The 16,181-nt window shown below is 69.4% G+C and carries 13 protein-coding genes, 3 tRNA genes and 1 pseudogene; 11 read left to right on the plus strand and 6 right to left on the minus strand.

Annotated features, from left to right (window positions below; translation table 11 throughout):
* Positions 1-85: 85 nt before the first annotated feature.
* Positions 86-1,003 (minus strand): S1 family peptidase, encoded by a 918-nt coding sequence (locus tag GWK61_RS42870; RefSeq protein WP_194917839.1) that lies wholly within the window; start codon positions 1,001-1,003, stop codon positions 86-88.
* Between the two features lie 321 nt (positions 1,004-1,324).
* Here GWK61_RS42870 and GWK61_RS42875 point away from each other — a divergent pair.
* The 6 genes from GWK61_RS42875 to GWK61_RS42900 all read left to right on the plus strand — a co-directional run bounded on the left by GWK61_RS42875 (position 1,325) and on the right by GWK61_RS42900 (position 5,344).
* Positions 1,325-1,397: transfer RNA gene (locus tag GWK61_RS42875), tRNA-Gly, on the plus strand.
* A gap of 55 nt (positions 1,398-1,452) precedes the next feature.
* Positions 1,453-1,523: transfer RNA gene (locus GWK61_RS42880), tRNA-Cys, on the plus strand.
* Positions 1,524-1,580: 57 nt separating this feature from the next.
* Positions 1,581-1,652: transfer RNA gene (locus GWK61_RS42885), tRNA-Val, on the plus strand.
* Between the two features lie 230 nt (positions 1,653-1,882).
* Positions 1,883-3,211 carry an MDR family MFS transporter gene (locus GWK61_RS42890; protein ID WP_194917840.1) on the plus strand — a complete coding sequence of 443 codons (1,329 nt, stop codon included), beginning with the start codon at positions 1,883-1,885 and terminating at the stop codon, positions 3,209-3,211.
* Between the two features lie 95 nt (positions 3,212-3,306).
* Positions 3,307-3,855, plus strand: a complete 549-nt coding sequence (locus tag GWK61_RS42895) for a hypothetical protein (protein ID WP_194917842.1) — start codon at positions 3,307-3,309, stop codon at positions 3,853-3,855.
* A gap of 721 nt (positions 3,856-4,576) precedes the next feature.
* On the plus strand, positions 4,577-5,344 hold the full coding sequence (locus tag GWK61_RS42900) for a glycoside hydrolase family 18 protein (protein ID WP_228563876.1): 768 nt from the start codon (positions 4,577-4,579) through the stop codon (positions 5,342-5,344).
* Here the strand turns inward: GWK61_RS42900 and GWK61_RS42905 are convergent.
* Together GWK61_RS42905 and GWK61_RS42910 are read right to left on the minus strand one after the other, a co-directional pair.
* Entirely contained in the window at positions 5,322-5,939 is a 618-nt protein-coding gene (locus GWK61_RS42905; protein ID WP_194917844.1) for a hypothetical protein, read from the minus strand. The two genes, GWK61_RS42900 and GWK61_RS42905, sit on opposite strands and share 23 nt — an antisense overlap.
* Positions 5,940-6,107: 168 nt before the next feature.
* Entirely contained in the window at positions 6,108-7,268 is a 1,161-nt protein-coding gene (locus GWK61_RS42910; protein ID WP_194917846.1) for an acyl-CoA dehydrogenase family protein, read from the minus strand.
* 108 nt (positions 7,269-7,376) lie between these two features.
* Between GWK61_RS42910 and GWK61_RS42915 the strand changes: the two genes are divergently transcribed.
* Positions 7,377-8,315, plus strand: coding sequence for a S1C family serine protease (locus tag GWK61_RS42915; protein ID WP_194917848.1), 939 nt, complete (start codon positions 7,377-7,379; stop codon positions 8,313-8,315).
* On the opposite strand, the gene GWK61_RS42920 is transcribed toward GWK61_RS42915, so the two are convergent.
* Both GWK61_RS42920 and GWK61_RS42925 read right to left on the minus strand, forming a co-directional pair.
* On the minus strand, positions 8,304-9,380 hold the full coding sequence (locus GWK61_RS42920) for a slipin family protein (protein WP_194917850.1): 1,077 nt from the start codon (positions 9,378-9,380) through the stop codon (positions 8,304-8,306). The two genes, GWK61_RS42915 and GWK61_RS42920, sit on opposite strands and share 12 nt — an antisense overlap.
* A gap of 123 nt (positions 9,381-9,503) precedes the next feature.
* On the minus strand, positions 9,504-10,811 hold the full coding sequence (locus GWK61_RS42925) for a GlnX family signal transduction membrane protein (RefSeq protein WP_194917852.1): 1,308 nt from the start codon (positions 10,809-10,811) through the stop codon (positions 9,504-9,506).
* A gap of 171 nt (positions 10,812-10,982) precedes the next feature.
* Between GWK61_RS42925 and thrS the strand changes: the two genes are divergently transcribed.
* Both thrS and GWK61_RS42935 read left to right on the plus strand, forming a co-directional pair.
* Positions 10,983-12,983, plus strand: a complete 2,001-nt coding sequence (thrS, locus tag GWK61_RS42930; RefSeq protein ID WP_194917854.1) for a threonine--tRNA ligase — start codon at positions 10,983-10,985, stop codon at positions 12,981-12,983.
* Between the two features lie 100 nt (positions 12,984-13,083).
* Positions 13,084-13,755 (plus strand): endonuclease V, encoded by a 672-nt coding sequence (locus GWK61_RS42935; RefSeq protein ID WP_194917856.1) that lies wholly within the window; start codon positions 13,084-13,086, stop codon positions 13,753-13,755.
* Between the two features lie 5 nt (positions 13,756-13,760).
* Here GWK61_RS42935 and GWK61_RS42940 read toward each other — a convergent pair whose 3' ends face one another.
* Positions 13,761-14,237, minus strand: a complete 477-nt coding sequence (locus GWK61_RS42940) for a MarR family winged helix-turn-helix transcriptional regulator (RefSeq protein ID WP_194917858.1) — start codon at positions 14,235-14,237, stop codon at positions 13,761-13,763.
* A gap of 61 nt (positions 14,238-14,298) precedes the next feature.
* Here GWK61_RS42940 and GWK61_RS42945 point away from each other — a divergent pair, with 61 nt between their 5' ends.
* Positions 14,299-15,210, plus strand: coding sequence for an LLM class flavin-dependent oxidoreductase (locus GWK61_RS42945; protein ID WP_228563877.1), 912 nt, complete (start codon positions 14,299-14,301; stop codon positions 15,208-15,210).
* A gap of 734 nt (positions 15,211-15,944) precedes the next feature.
* Positions 15,945-16,181 (plus strand): annotated as a pseudogene (locus GWK61_RS61085) (pyridoxal phosphate-dependent aminotransferase); the annotation flags it as partial.

Consider the following 16,181-nt stretch of genomic DNA (forward strand, 5'->3'; position numbering starts at 1 on the left):
GGAGGGCACGTCTCATTGTCTCGCGCTTTGGGATCTCCCGGCTTGGGGGTCGCCCCGGCGCAGGTCCGCGTGCCGGCGGGCTAGCTCACGGCCCGAAGTCGGACGTGCCGCTCGCCGTGGCCACGAAGCCGTGGATGTCCGGCGCCGACAGGCGGGTGAACACGCCCGGGGTGCCCGGGACCGCGCAGCCGTTGCCCCAGCTCGTGACACCGATCAGTTCCCAGGTGCCGCCGGGCAGCGGGCTCAGCAGCGGGCCGCCGCTGTCGCCGGTGCAGGCGTCGTGGTGTCCGTCGCCGCCGGCGCAGAGCATCTCCTGCGGGTAGAGCGCGGGGTTGCGGACGCCGTCGAAGACGCTTTGGCAGGGGGTGTCGCCGACCAGCGGGAGGTCCACCTGGCGCAGCTCGTCCGGGTACACACCGCCGCCGACGTCGGCCGGGCCTTGCGGCTGGGTGCTGCCCCAGCCGATGGCGCGGGCCGGCGTCCCGGGCTGCTCGTAGGCCTGGTTGCCGGCGGTCGGCATGGTCGGCGTGGCGATGCCGGCGATCGGCGAGTCGAGCTGCACCACCGCGGCGTCGTCGGACTCGGTGGCCGAGTTCCAGGTCGGATCGACGCGGATTGCGTTGGGCACCCGGATCGCGCCGTCGCTGCCGCTCAGCACGGTCCGACCGACGATGACGCGTTCCTTGGGCTCCCCGTCAGCCGCCGCCTGGCCGACCGCCCACTGGTCCACACAGTGCGCCGCGGTCAGCACCTGGTCCGGCGCGATGAGCGTCCCGCCGCAGATGGTGAGATAGCCGTTGCCGACCCACTGTTGCAGCGCGGCCATGAAGGGATACGCCCCGTCCGGCGCCGGCGCGCCGCCGACGATCCGCGGGATCGGCCGCAGCGTCGCAGGCTTCGCCGGTGCCCCCAGCGCGGTCGCCGCAGCCACCCCCGCCACGGTCAGCACTCCCGCGACGCCCCACGCCGCCATCCGTGCGACCCGCCGCCTCCGCCGCGCCATCCCCGCTCCTCTTCCCGTTCACACCCGAAGCCCACACCGGCCGCCGGACCCGCCCGCCGGCCCGCACCATCGTCGCCGCGCCGACCAGCGCCACGACCACCGGCCGCCGCCGAACCACCCGAACGAATGGCGACTCAGTGTAGCGGCATGATCGCAGATCGAGACCATGAACACCGTCCTGCCCAAGTTCAAGCCGATTTCAACCCAACTCTGTGACACCTGAGGGGAATGGTTTTTGGATCCCCGGCCCTATCCGCTACAGTTCATGGTGTCGCCAGGGGGCGCAACGAGGGAAACCGAGTGAACACCCCGGAAGCGCGCGCGGATGTGGCTCAGCTGGTAGAGCATCACCTTGCCAAGGTGAGGGTCGCGAGTTCGAATCTCGTCATCCGCTCGGTTGGAAGGCTGGTCGGGTACCGTGTTCCACGCCTGATCGAGCCCACTCCCACGGTGGTGTGGCCGAGAGGCGAGGCAACGGCCTGCAAAGCCGTCTACACGGGTTCAAATCCCGTCACCACCTCGCACGACGGCAAGGCTGCGGCAAAGGCTGTACTGTACGACAACGGAACAAAAGCACGGGCGATTAGCTCAGCGGGAGAGCGCTTCCCTGACACGGAAGAGGTCACTGGTTCAATCCCAGTATCGCCCACACGGAGAAAGGCCCCGGACCTGAAAAGGTCCGGGGCCTTTTCGTTGGTTGTCTGTGCCGAGTTCCTGACGTGCCGGTGTCAGCGTTCGCAGGCACTCTCCCGGCGTTAAAAAGCCAGTGCGGTTGTCAGGGGCGGTCGGTAATGTCTGGCGCGGCGCTGCGGTGGTTACCCGGCGTTTGGCGGCGGTGGGCTTGGACTGGGGTGGGCTGTGCGGGCGAGGGTGCTGCGCGTGCTGGATGTCGGGGGACTGCCGCGCGTCTTCTGGTGGGTGTGGGTCAGTACGTTGGTGGCGCGGACGGGGGCTTTCGTCGCGCCTTTTCTTTCGTACTACTTGACGAGGTCGTTGGGGCATTCGGCGGCGTTCGCGGGGTTCGTCGCCGCCCTGAACGCGGTGGGCGCCGGGGTGTCTGCGGTGGTCGGCGGTGTCCTTGCTGATCGGGTCGGGCGGCGGGCGACGTTGCTGGGGGCGCTGGTCGCGTCGGCGGTGACGTTGGTGGCGCTCGGGTTGGTGCACTCTGTGGCGCTGATCGCGGGGTTGGCGTTTTTGGCGGGATTGGCCAACAACGCGACGCGGCCGGCGACGGGGGCGATCATTGCGGACATCGTGCCGTCGGCGGATCGGGGGCGGGCCTACTCGCTCAACTACTGGGCGATCAACCTGGGGTTCTCGGTGGCGATGCTGTCCGCGGGGGCGGTGGCCTCGCACGGCTACACGCTGCTGTTCGTGGGCGATGCGCTGGCGAATCTGGGGTGCGCTGTCGTCGTCTTCTTCACGGTGCCGGAGACTCGGCCGGTCGTTGATGCTGGTTCGGCTGCGGCTTCTGGTTCCTCGGACGCTGCCACTGAGCGTTTCGGTCAGGCGGGCAGCCTCGTGGATGTGCTGCGGGACCGGATCTTCCTGGGGTTCCTCGGAGCCGTCCTGGTGGGCGCGATCATCTATTCGCAGGCGCAGACGGTGCAGCCGATCATGATGGGCCAGGACGGGCTCGGGCCTGGCGCGTACGGTGCGGTCGCGGCAATCAACGGGATCCTCATCGGAGTGCTGCAACTTCCGCTGACGACCTGGATGCGCCGCTACACGCACGGCACCGTGTTGGCCGCCTCCTCGTTACTGATGGGCGCCGGGTTCGCGGTGCCGCTGCTCATCTCGGTGACGGGGCACCCGATGGGGATCTACGCGGCGTCGGTGGTGGTGTGGACCATCGCGGAGATCGGCAACACGCCGCCGCAGATGGCGTTGGGTGCCGACCTGGCGCCGGCGCACCTGCGCGGGCGGTATCAGGGCATGTCGACGCTGGCGTGGAGCGTGGCCGGCATCGTCGGCCCGCTGGTGGGCGGCTGGGCGCTGAGTGCGGTGGGTGCTTCGGCCGTGCTGTGGGCCAGCCTGGCGCTCGGCGCGGCCGGAGTGCCGGCGTGGCTACTGCTTGATCGGCGTTCGGGGGCGCGGGTCGCCGCGTTGCGGGCCGAAGAGGAGCGACTGGAGTCGTCGTTGTCTGTTCTGTCAGTAGTGCCGTTGGCGGCTGTCGGGGACGCGGCGCCCGAGCCGGCGTGCCCGTGAGCCCTGTCCCCGACCGGTCCTGAAGCCGTGGCACGGCTGCGTTAGGCTCGCCGACACGTGTGGCGGCCGGGCCGCCGTTTGAGCGAGGGGGGTCCATGCCGGACGAGACAGTCTTCGATCATTCGGACGAGCCGGTCATGGAACTCGTCCTGTCCAGCGACGACGAGTTCACCGGCGTCGACGCGCACAGCCCCGAGGAACGACGCCTGCGCCGCGACGAACTCCGGGAGCGCTTCCTGCCGGGCGTGGACGCCGGGGCACTGTTCGCCCTGGCGGCATCCACGGTGAGCCTGGTGACCTCGGGCCTGTTCGAGATCCTGGCCCAGAACCGCGAACTCACCTTCACCGCCCGCTACGTGAACGGCTCGAACCCGCCCGACCGCTACGCGCCCTTCCGCGACATGGACCACCTGCGCTTCCTCGGTCAGGGGCTCTTCGCCGCAGTGGCCGTCGTGGTAGCCGCCCTCGTGGCGACCAACTGGCGCGCGGAGCGGCACGCCCGCTGGTCGCGCCCGGCAGCCCAGGCGGCCCTGCTGCTCGGTCTGGCCGGCCTGGCGATCGCGGTACTCGGGTACTTCGATGTCATCGCCTCACTGCCGTCGCCCCAGGGACCCTTTCTGAACGACGGCGGTGTCCAGACCTGATAGCCCACCACGCGGTCAGGTCGGGATCATGAGCACCGACGATGACCTGACCGGGGATGCCGAACGGGATGGTCATGCGGGTCAGGCGGACGGCGCTGATCACGCCGCCGCCGTGGGCCAAGGCGCTGGTCACGCTGCCGATGGTGGCGGAGGCACGCTGCACAAAATAGGCAGCTCGCCGGAGCCGGAGCGTGAGTCGGGGCCAGAACCGACGCCGGGGCCCGATTCGGAACCCAAGCAGGGTCCCGAGCCCGAGTCCGCGCCAGAGCCGGAGCGTGTGCCAGAGACTGGGCCCGGGTCGGAGCGCATGCTGGAGTCGGGGCCTAGGTCGGAGCCTAAGCAGGGGCCGGAGCCTAAGCGGGAGCCCGCGTCGGAGCTGGGGCGAGGATCAGATCCCGGGCGGGAGCGCGGGCGGCGCAAGCCGGTCCGGAGGCTTGCGGACTGGTACCGGCGCCGGGCGCGTTGGTTTCGCAGGACGCTGGCGTCGGCGGTGGCGCTCTGCGTCGTGCTGGCGGCGATGGTGGGCGTTATGGGTGCGGCGCTCTATGCGGAGGGGAGCGGGAAGCCGTCGCCAGCTGCGCGCAGTAGCGGCGACGACGCCTTGTGGCTCGGGCACGCTTGGGTCGGGTGGCAGGCCGGTGTGGCGGGTGGGCCCAAGACCGATGGCGACCTCCAGGCGTTGGTGGCTCTTGTTCGCTCTTCAGGTATCAAGGATCTGTTCGTGCACGACGGGCCCTTCGAGATGGACGGCTCGCTGGACCCGACGCGTAGTCCCGAGGCCGGGTGGTTCATCGACGCCGTTCATCGGGAGCTGCCCGGGGTGCGGGTCGAGGCCTGGCTCGGGCAGGTCGTGGGTGGGGAGGCCCTGCATCTGGACGACGCTGCTACGCGGTGGCGGATAGCCGCGGGGGTGAGCGCCGCGTTGGACCGGGGGTTCGACGGCGTGCACTTCGACTTCGAGCCGGTGCCCGAAGGTGACCCCGGCTTCCTGGACGTGTTGGGTGCGGCGCGGGCCATCACCCGGGCCCACCACGCTCTGCTGTCGGCGTCGGCGCCGCAGATAGAGCCGTTGTCCGGCTTCCGGATTCCCGGGAACTTGCTGGCCGGGCATCCGAAGTGGTGGTCTCAGAACTACCTGCGTCAGGTCGCCGGGTACTGCGATCAGGTGGCAGTGATGGCCTACGACACCTCCCTGCCCACCGCGTGGGCCTACCGCGGCTACGTCGCCCGGCAGACCCAGGTGGCCCTGAGCGCGGTACCCACAAACGTCGAGCTCCTGATGGGGGTCCCGGCCTTCCACACCCCGGACCCCGGGCACTGGGACCGGGCCGAGACCATGTCGGCCGCGTTGGACGGCGTCCGGCTGGGGCTCGGCGCGCACCCGCCGCCGCGGCCGTTCGGCGTCGCGCTGTACGTCGACTTCGCCGCGACCCCCGCCGACTGGGCTGCCTACCGCACCGACTGGCTCAGTCCGGCCCCGGTGGGGTGACCAGCGCTCGGGCGTCCTTGTACCGGGTGTTGGGATCCAGGGGCAGCGGTTCGCCGCTGCTGGCCTCGGAGCAGCAGAACGCGAACATGCCGGCGGCGTCGATCGGCGTCGTCGCGCCGCCGGACAGGCGCCAGCCGCGCACGGCGTATCCCGGCGTGCCGTCGGTGGCGTCCGGCTCCAGCAGCGGACGCGAGCGCAGGATCACCGTCGCGTCGGCGCCGCTGACGTGCGCCAGCGCGAACAGCTCGCACAGCTCCCGCTCGGCGCCGGATGCGGGCAGGCTGACGGCCGGGACCTCCGTGGCGATGTCCATCCTGAGGTCTTCGCCCGCGGTGACCGGGCCGGCGGCGGTCGGCACCGAGCAGTTGAGCCGGTGCGCGCCGGTCCCGATGGTCAGGACGAGCCCTATGAAGACGGACTCGGCGTATTCGCGCGCCCGGACGACCGCCAGCTGCGGGTCGTCCGTGGTCCGGGCGGCGGCCCAGATCAGGGCGTCGAGGTCGTCGACCCGTTCGGTGAGGTCTGCGAAGTCGGTGCCGTCGGTGCGGCGGAGGAGTGCGGTGTGCTGGTGTGGCAGGTTGCTGATGGTGGACATGGGGTTCCCTCCCGGGTGATTCGAACTTTCGTGCTCGAATCCACTGTAATCGGACATCGCCGACTATGGGAGGTTTCTGTCATTCTGTTACGAGAAAGTGTGCTGGTGTTCGGGCTCTGAGGTGCGGGGATGGGGTGTGAGGGAGTGGCGCTCTGTCACTCGTCCGGCCTAGTAGGACTTGGGGAGTCCCAGCGTGTGCTGGGCGACGAAGTTCAGGATCATCTCGCGGCTCACCGGCGCGATGCGGGTCACCCGGGTCGCTGCGAGCAGCGGGGCCAGGCCGTACTCGGTCGCCAGGCCGTTGCCGCCGTGCGTCTGGATGGCCTGGTCGACGGCCTCCACCGCGGCGTCGGCGGCAGCGAACTTGGCCATGTTGGCGGCCTCGCCGGCGCCCAGGTCGTCGCCGCTGTCGTAGAGCCAGGCCGCCTTCTGGGTCATCACCTTGGCCAGCTCGACGTGGATCGCGGCCTGGGCCAGCGGGTGCGCCACGCCCTGGTGGGTGCCGATCGGGCGGTCGCGCCAGACGGTCCGGGTCTTCGCGTACGAGGCAGCCCGGTCCAGGGCGTACTTCGCGGTGCCGATCGCGAACGCCGCGGCCATGATCCGCTCCGGGTTCAGGCCCGCGAACAGCTGGAGCAGGCCGGCGTCCTCGTCGCCGATCAGCGCGTCGGCCGGGAGTCGGACGTCGTCGAAGAAGAGCTGGAACTGCTTCTCCGGGCCGGCGATCTCCATCTCGATCAGGGTCTTGGTGAAGCCCGGGGCGTCGGTGGGGACCACCATGAGCGCCGGTTTCAGGTTGCCGGTAGCGGCGTCCTTGGTGCGGGACACCACCAGGACCGCGTCGGACTCGTCGACGCCGGAGATGAAGACCTTCTGGCCGGACAGGACCCATTCGTCGCCGTCGCGGCGCACCGTGGTGGTGATGTTGTGCGAGTTGGAGCCCGCGTCCGGTTCGGTGATGCCGAAGGCCATCGTGAACGAGCCGTCGGCGATCCCCGGCAGCCACTTCCGCTTCTGGTCCTCGGTGCCGAAGCGGCTGATGATCGTGCCGCAGATGGCCGGGGACACCACGATCAGCAGCAGCGGGCAGCCCGCCCGGGCCAGCTCCTCGCCGACCGCGGCCAGATCAGCCATGCCGCCGCCCCCGCCGCCGTACTCCTCCGGCAGGTTGACGCCGAGGTAGCCGGCCCGGCCCACCTCGTCCCACAGCTCGGTCGACTTCAGGCCGGCCTTGGCCTGCCGCCGCACGTAGTCCGGTCCGTACCGCTTGGCCAGGTCGCGCACCGCCTGGCGGAGCGCGACGCGCTCCTCGGGCTCCACGAAGCTCATGTCCGCCAGCCTGCCAGGCCGGGAATGCAAAAACAATCCTGCCTGTTTGTTTTTTCACCGGCGGTGGGGCCTGGGTTTCCAGGAGATCGCCGGGGTGAGGAGACAACTGTGACAGAGGACATGTACGCCGGGTTGGACGACTACTCCCGGACCGTGGTCTCCGTCGCCGACACGCTGCGGCCTTCGGTGCTCAGCGTGCGGGTTCGGGGGCGGACGGGGGAGGGTTCCGGTTCTGCCGTCGCCTTTACCGGCGACGGGTTTTTGGCCACCAGTGCGCACGTCGTGGAAGGCGTGAGCGCGGGGCTGGCCGTCACTTCGGACGGCGACGAGTACGGATTCGACGTCGTGGGCCGCGACCGGCTCTCCGACCTGGCGGTGCTGCGCATGCCGCCGGGCCGGGTGCAGGCGGCCACCCTCGGCGACGCGGACACACTACGCGTGGGCCAGCTCGTGGTGGCCGTCGGCAACCCCTTGGGGCTGGCCGGATCGGTGACCGCCGGCGTGGTCAGCGCGTTGGGCCGGTCGCTGCCGACCCGGACGCAGCGCGGCCAGTCGATCATCGACGACGTGATCCAGACCGATGCCGCACTCAACCCCGGAAATTCCGGTGGAGCGCTCGGCGACCACCTCGGCCGGGTCGTCGGGGTGAACACCGCGGTCGCCGGGGTCGGACTGGGCCTGGCGGTGCCGGTGAACGCCACCACCCGCCTGATCCTGTCCGAGCTGATCAGTGCCGGGAAGGTGCGCCGGGCCTGGCTCGGAGTCGGCGGATCGACCACGCCGCTGCCCTCGGCGGTGGGCGGGAAGCTGGGCCGACGCACCGGCTTCGCCGTGGCGCAGGTAGTGCCGGGAAGCCCGGCGGCGCAGGCCGGGGTGCTGGTCGGCGACGTGCTGCTGAGCGTCGAGGGCCGCCCGATCGACAACGCGCAGGACCTTCAGCGGGTCATGCTCGCGCGGCGCGCCGGGGCACAGGTCGCGATGACCCTGCACCGGCGCGGCGCGATGGTGGACGTGACGGTCGTGCTGGCCGAGCTGTCAGGAGTCTGACGGTTCGGAGGACTTGGCGGGCTCGGAGTCCTCTGAGGAGGGCTCCGGCGAATCCGAGATGCCGCGCCAGTGCGGCGTCTCGATCAGCGGTTCGGTCAACGGCCTGGCGATGGCGTCGGCGGGAGGTTCCTCGTCGAAGGCCAGCTCCAGATCGGGGATCTCGTCAGGGGGCGGGATGGCCGCGTCGTCGGCCTCCCCGCCCTCGATCGCGATGTGCTCCGGTGCCGCGTCCACCTTGTCGGGCGGGATCTTGGTCACCGTGTCGACCGCCTTATAGGCAGCCTTCACTGCGTCCGTGGTCGCACCGCCGCCGGCGCTCTCCAGGAAGCGGAGCAGTTCGACCGGGAAGGGTAGGACCAGCGTCGAATTCTTCTCCGCAGCGACCTCCACGATCGTCTGCAACAGCCGCAGCTGCAGGGCCGCCGGCGTCTCGGCCATGATCCGTGCGGCGTCGGCCAGCTTGCCCGAGGCCTGGTACTCGCCGTCGGCGGTGATGATCCGGGCCCGGCGTTCACGGTCGGCCTCGGCCTGGCGGGCCATCGACCGCTTCATGGACTCCGGCAGCGCCACGTCCTTGATCTCGACGCGGTCGATCTCGACGCCCCAGCCGGTCGCCGGGGTCTCCAGCATCAGCTCCATGCCCTGGTTCAGCGGCTCGCGGTTGGACAGCAGGTCGTCCAGGAGGCTCTTGCCGATGATGGAACGCAGAGAGGTCTGCGCGACCAGCGACACCGCGTACTTGTAGTCCTGCACGTAGATGAGCGCGCGGGCCGGGTCGATGACCCGGAAGTAGACGACGGCGTCCACCCGCACCGTGACGTTGTCCCGGGTGATGCCCTCCTGGGCCGGCACCGGCATGGTCACGACCTGCATGTTGACTGTGCGCAGCCGGTCCACGCCGGGGATGATCCGGGTCAGGCCGGGTTGTCGGACGCTGTCCAGGGCTCGGCCGAAGCGGAAGACGATGCCCCGCTCGTATTGCTTCACGGTGCGCAGCGAGGCGCCGAAGCCCGCGGCCCCGGCCGCCGCGGCGGCGATGATGGCGCTCACGATCGCAGTGATCATGGCGGTCCTTCCCAGAAAGGACGCGATGTCGGTGCCCCGCCGACCGGCGTTCGCACCCTGGCCGATCAGTATACGAAGTTCTTTATCATTGGGGACCCTGTCCCGGTGCGGCCGACTGACGGTTCAGCGGTATTCGGCGAGCCGGCGCCACACTCCGGCCAAGGTCAGCGCGATGACCGCGCCGAAGAGCACCGCCGGGAGAGCGGCCCAACCCGACGCGCCCGACCGCGCGTCGGCCATGGTGGCCTGGAAGGCCCCCAACTGCTTGTCCGCGGCCTGGCCGAGGTGGGTGTCGAGGGCGTAGAAGTCCTGGCCCAGCTGGCCGCCGGCGATGCCGGTCGCCTCGGTGAGCGCGGAGTTCACGTCGCCGCCGTCGACCTCACTCTTGATTTTACTCGCGTCGCGCTGGACGGATGTCCAATCGGTCTGGGCACGCTGCGAGAGGGCCTGGTCGGTGCTGGCCAGACCGGTGCTGAGCAGGCCTGGAGTGCCCGGGGTGCCGTTGAGCGCGACCAGGTCGGCGGCGTAGCCGTGGTCGTAGCCGAAGTTCGGGGCGACTGTGTAGCGGACTATGGCGCCGACCGCGTCGTAGGAGACCGCGCGGGCGTGCTGGATGCCCAGGTAGGGGGTCATGTCGTTGTCGACGGCCTGCTGGATCCGGTCGCTCTGCTGTGCGGTCATGCTCAGGCCGGCTACCAGGAAGACGGCCGTGGCGACGGTCGCGATGGCCAGGAGCGGGTTCAGGGCCCGGTGGAAGTGGCGGGACAGCACCACCTGGAACAGGACCAGGGCTGCGAGCAGGGCAAGCGTGGTGACGAGCACCAGGACGGTGTCGAGAGACCAGGCGTCGTTCTCGTTCTTGGCCGAGTCGTTCAGCTGCTTCGCATAGGAGTCGCGGATCTGTGCGGCGACCGGTAGCAGGTCGAAGTGCATGACGTCGGTTGCGCGGCTGTAGTAGGCCAGCGCGACGGAGTCCGGGTGGCCCTTGGTGGCGGTCGTGGAGAGCTGGTCCAGTGAGAGCGCCGTAGAGGACAGGTCGTGGTAAAGGGTGACCTTGTCCAGCATGGTCTGGAACTGCCCCTGGACCGCCGCGTCGGAGGTTCCGCCGATGGCCTGGCGCAGGTCGGCGTCGATCTCGGTGACCCGGCTGTTCACGGTGGCCTGGGCGTCGCCCTGTTCGGTGTCCAGGTCGCTGTCGCCGATGGTCAGGATCTCGCGCGCGGTCTGCGAGTCCAGGTCGCTGAGTGCGAAGTACAGGTCGGAGGCGGACTGCGCGAGCGGCGCGGTCTCTTGCCCGACCCGGGTGACTCCGTGCTGGGTGTCCGCCACGGCGAGCGTCCCCGTGGTCAGTGCCGCTGCCGCGAGCACCACGACAGCGCCGGTCCACAGCTGCAACCTGGTCGGTGTCCTGCGTTCAGTTGTCCGCCCCACGGAACCACCGTAGGCACCCTTCGTGAACGGATGGCGACGTCACGTAGAACGTTGATTCAACAGGACGGTCGAAAGGTGCCTGGTATTACTGTCGCGCGAAGCACCCGCGGTGGTCGGTAAAGTTTTCTCCTGATCGGCCCCACCTGTTGACCCCCTTTGAAGGAGTGCCCCGTGTCCGACTTCGCAGTGACGATCGCCGACGGCCCCAGCCGGGACGAGCGGACGGTCACGGTCGGCACGACGCTGGCGGACTTGTTCGCCGGCGACCGCTCCGTCGTAGCCGCCCGCCTGACCGACGCCGCCGGGACCCGGCTCGTCGACCTGGCCACCTTGGCCAAGGCCGGTGACCTGGTCGAGCCGGTCGCCGCCGACTCCGAGGACGGTCGCGCGATCATCCGTCACTCGACCGCGCACGTGCTGGCGCAGGCCGTGCAGCAGGCGTTCCCGGAGGCGAAGCTCGGCATCGGCCCGCCGATCCGCAACGGCTTCTACTACGACTTCGACGTCGAGCGGCCGTTCACTCCGGAGGACCTGAAGGCTCTCGAGAGCCGGATGCAGACGATCATTAAGCAGGGGCAGCTGTTCTCCCGGCGTCCTGTGACGGATGAGGACGCCCGTGAGGAGCTCTCTGCAGAGCCCTACAAGCTGGAACTGATCGGGCTCAAGGGTAAGGCCTCCGCCGATGACGCCGGCGAGGGTGTGGATGTCGAGGTCGGTGCCGGCGAGCTGACGATCTACGACAACCTGGACGCCAAGACCGGCGAACTGTGCTGGAAGGACCTGTGCCGCGGTCCGCACGTGCCGAGCACCCGGTTCATCCCGGCGTTCAAGCTGATGCGCTCTGCGGCCGCCTACTGGCGCGGTAGTGAGAAGAACCCGCAGTTGCAGCGCATTTACGGGACTGCGTGGGAGACCCGGGACGCGCTCAAGGCGCACCTGGAGTTCCTGGCCGAGGCGGAGAAGCGCGACCACCGCAAGCTCGGTGCGGAGCTGGACCTGTTCTCGTTCCCCGACGAACTCGGTAGCGGTCTTCCGGTGTTCCACCCCAAGGGGGGAACCATCCGTCGGGTCATGGAGGACTACTCCCGTAAGCGCCATGAAGAGGCGGGGTACGAGTTCGTTAATACGCCGCACATCACTAAGGGGAGCCTGTACGAGATCTCGGGCCACCTCGACTGGTATAAGGACGGGATGTTCCCGCCCATGGTGCTGGACGAGGGACACGGCAAGCAGGAGTACTACCTGAAGCCGATGAACTGCCCGATGCACAACCTGATCTACCGGGCCCGTGGGAAGTCCTACCGCGACCTTCCGCTGCGGCTGTTCGAGTTCGGCACGGTGTACCGCTATGAGAAGTCCGGTGTGGTGCACGGACTGACGCGGGTCCGTGGGCTTACGCAGGACGACGCACACATCTACTGCACGCGCGAGCAGATGCGCGACGAGCTCGTCAGTCTGCTGCGGTTCGTGCTGGACCTGCTGCGCGACTACGGCCTGAACGACTTCTACCTGGAGCTGTCCACTAAGGACCCGGAGAAGTACGTCGGTACCGACGAGGAATGGGAACTCGCTACAGAGACTCTGCGCGAAGTCGCGGAGGGCGAGGACCTGGAACTGGTCATGGACCCCGGCGGTGCGGCGTTCTACGGCCCGAAGATCTCGGTGCAGGCGCGCGACGCCATCGGCCGGACCTGGCAGATGTCGACCATCCAGCTCGACTTCCAGCTGCCGCAGCGCTTCGACCTGGAGTACCAGGCCGCCGACGGTTCGCGGCAGCGGCCGATCATGATCCACCGGGCGCTGTTCGGGTCGATCGAGCGGTTCTTCGGGGTGCTGACCGAGCACTACGCCGGGGCGTTCCCGGCCTGGCTGGCGCCGGTGCAGGTGGTCGGGATCCCGATCACCGACGCGCACGTGCCGTACCTGGAGCTGGTGGCGGCCAAGCTGCGCGCCCAGGGGGTCCGGGTGGAGATCGACTCCTCGGACGACCGGATGCAGAAGAAGATCCGCAACGCGCAGAAGCAGAAGGTTCCCTACATGCTGCTGGCGGGTGACGAGGATGTGGCGAAGGCCGCAGTTTCGTTCCGGTACCGCAGTGGGGAGCAGAACAACGGGGTGCCGGTGGACGACGCCGTCGCCGAGATCGTGAAGGCGGTGCAGGAGCGGATCTGAACGCGGATCCGCGGCGCCGCGTGGTCGTGTCCGGCCGACCGGGACCGACGGGGGCCCCGGTCAGCCGGCCGGACACGGACGGGGAAGCAGGGGATGAGTTGTGCTGATCACGCATGAGAGATGGCCGCGGACGGCGCAGGACGCCGAGGCGGAGCAGGCGCGGCTGGCGGGGCGGGTGGACGTGTCCACGCCGCTGGCGCCGTTCCGGTACGTCGCGGGGCTGGACGTGGCCTACGCGATCGACTCCTCGCGGGTCGCGGGGGCGGTCGTGGTGCTCGACGCGGACACGCTCGCGGTCGAGGACATGGCGACGGCGGTGATGGACGTCGAGTTCCCGTATGTTTCCGGGCTGTTGGCGTTCCGGGAGATGCCGGCGCTGATCAGCGCGCTGGCGCGGCTGACGGTGGAGCCGGACGTGTTGGTGTGCGACGGGTACGGGATCGCGCATCCGCGGCGGTTCGGGCTGGCGTGCCACCTCGGGGTGCTGGCCGGCAAGCCGGCGATGGGGGTGGCGAAGACGGCCTTCGTGGGGCGGTCCGCCGAGCCGGGGATCCGGCGCGGTGAGGCTGCTGACCTGGTGCACGACGGCGAGGTCGTCGGCGCGGTGCTGCGGACTCAGCTTTCGACGAAGCCGGTGTACGTGTCGCCGGGGCACTTGATCACGGTGGGTGACGCCACGCGGCTGGCGCTGCGGCTGGCCACCAAGTTCCGGCTGCCGGAGACCACGCGGCTGGCCGACCAGCTTTCGCGGCGGGCGCTGGCCGGGGCGTAGCTCTTTCAGCTCCTCTTGGGGACTTCTTCGGTGGTTTCTTCGGGCTGGTCACCAGGCATTTCGGTGTCGGTGGCCAGCTTTTTCAGGATGCGTACGAACAGGTCGGCCTCGATCGGGGTGAGGTCGGCCAGGAACGCCTTCTCCGCCTCCTGATGGCGGCGCTCGCCCTCGGCGAGGGTCTTCTTGCCCTGCGCGGTGAGCTCGACGATGTTCTTCCGGCGGTCGTCGGCGCTGCGGCGGCGCTCGACCAGGCCTTTGTCCTCGAGCTCGTCGACCAGGGCGACCATCGTCGTGCGGTCGACGCCGAGCTCTTTGGCGGCGTCGAGCTGCGACAGGGGCTCGGCGGCGTCGAAGACGACGAGTACGGCCAGCTGGCGGCCGCTGATGCCCAGCGACTCCAGGGCTCGGGCGCCGGACACCGAGAAGTTCTGTTGCGCGTGCTTCAGCAGGTAGCCGAGTCGGGAGGTGAGCAGGTCGGCCATATGGGTTACTTTACCCGCTCGCTGATTGTCAGTGGTGCTGACGATTTGCTACAGTGACGATATGGAGTTGAAGATCGGCATCAAGACCACCCCGATGCACGTGTCCTACGACGACATCCTTCGGGTGTGGCAGCAGGCTGATGAGATGGAGGAGATCGCCGACGCCTGGCTCTGGGACCACATGATGCCGCTGGTCGGCGACCGCGGCGGCCCGGCGCTGGAGGGGTGGACGACGCTCGCCGCGCTGGCCGCGCGCACGACCAGGCTGGGGCTCGGGCTGCTGGTGACGAGCAACCGGTTCAGGAGTCCGGCGGTGCTGGGGAAGATGGCGTCGACGGTGGACGTGATATCGGGAGGCCGCCTGATCATGGGGCTGGGCGTGGGCGGCACGGTGCAGCCTGCGGGGGCGGGCGGCGTGCCCGGCGAGAATCCCGGACTGATGGAGTACGCCGCGTACGGCATACCGCTGATCAGCCCGCGCGAAGGGATAGCGCGGCTGGTGGAGACGGTGACCATTCTGCGGAAGATGTGGACTGAGGACGTCTTCGACTACGAGGGGCCGTTCACGACACTGGTCGGCAACCGGAACGCGCCGAAGCCGGTCCGGCCGGCAGGCCCGCCGCTGTTGATAGGAGCCTGGGGCGACCGGACGCTGCGCGTGGTCGCGGAGCATGCGGACATCTGGAATATACCCGGGCCGCCGCACAACTCGGTCGAGTCCCTCGCGGAGCGCTCGCGAGTACTGGACCAGCACTGTGCGGCGGCGGGCCGGGACCCGGCCGAGGTGGAGCGGTCGGTGCAGCTGATCGTGGCGGAGGACGGCGCGGCCGAGGCGCGGGAGACGATCGCGGCTCTGGCGGCGGTGGGATTCCGGCACGTGGTGGTGGGGTCGTGGCGGATGTATCAGGCGGATGGGATGAAGTGGTTGGTGGAGGAGGTGATACGGCCTGGGTATGAGGTTGGTGGGGGGTGAGGGAGATATCAGGCCCGACAGGGGAGGTGGGCGGACGACGGAGGGGGCGTGGTGGTTGATCTTGCTGCTGGCGGTGGACACGGAAGGAACGCGGTGCCGGTGGCGAAGGCGGGACGGCCGCGGCGGACAAAAGGGAAAGGTTCGGCGCTGGCGGTGGAGACAGCTACCGGTGGCGAATAGGAGAAGGCTGCTGTGTCGGCGGCGAGCGTGGGCACTGGTGGCGAACACGGGAAGGTTCCCGGGTCGGCGGACCGGGTTAGGGACGCGGTGCCGCTGGCGAGCAGGCGATAGGGGCGGCGGACAAGGAAAGGTTTTGGTGCCGGCGGCGAGTGTGGATGCCGGTAGCGGATGGGGGAAGGTGCTGACCGCGAGGGTGATGCCGGCAGCGGATAGGAAAGGTGTCGGCGGCGAGTAGGGGTGCTGACGGCGGATGTGGGTGGGTTCCCGGGCCGGTGGCGAGACATAGCTGTGATCAGGGTCTTCGCCACGAAGCCGAGCCTGTGCAAGGCAAGCAATCGCTTGCCGCCAGCCATCAGCGGTTTGCGGAGTGGGCCGTAGTTGTGCGCGACCGCTGCTGCCGAAGTCGACGCCACGGCGCGTATTGAGCGCAGCGTGCAGCGGCTGGAAGGGCTTGTCGGCACGTAGTAGCCGGGTTGGTCGGCTCGTCGGTGGTGGCTGGTGGCGGCGGGGCCTGGGCCTCGGCTGTTGAGTGGGGCGCGCTTACTGTGTGAGCTATGGAGCCTCGCGTTGGTAATCCCTTGGCTTGTCTGGGTCTCGCCGAGCTTCGGACTCGGACCAGCATGAAGTGGCGGCAGTATCCGGAGGACGTGCTGCCGCTGTGGGTGGCGGAGATGGATGTGCCGACGCCGGAGCCGGTTGTGGAGGCGCTGATTGCTGCTGTGCGGCGCGGGGATACTGGCTATCCGTCGGGCGACTCCTATGCGGAGGCTTTGGGGGAGTTCGCTGTGCGG

Source organism: Catenulispora rubra, from assembly GCF_015356825.1.
Taxonomy (GTDB): domain Bacteria; phylum Actinomycetota; class Actinomycetes; order Streptomycetales; family Catenulisporaceae; genus Catenulispora; species Catenulispora rubra.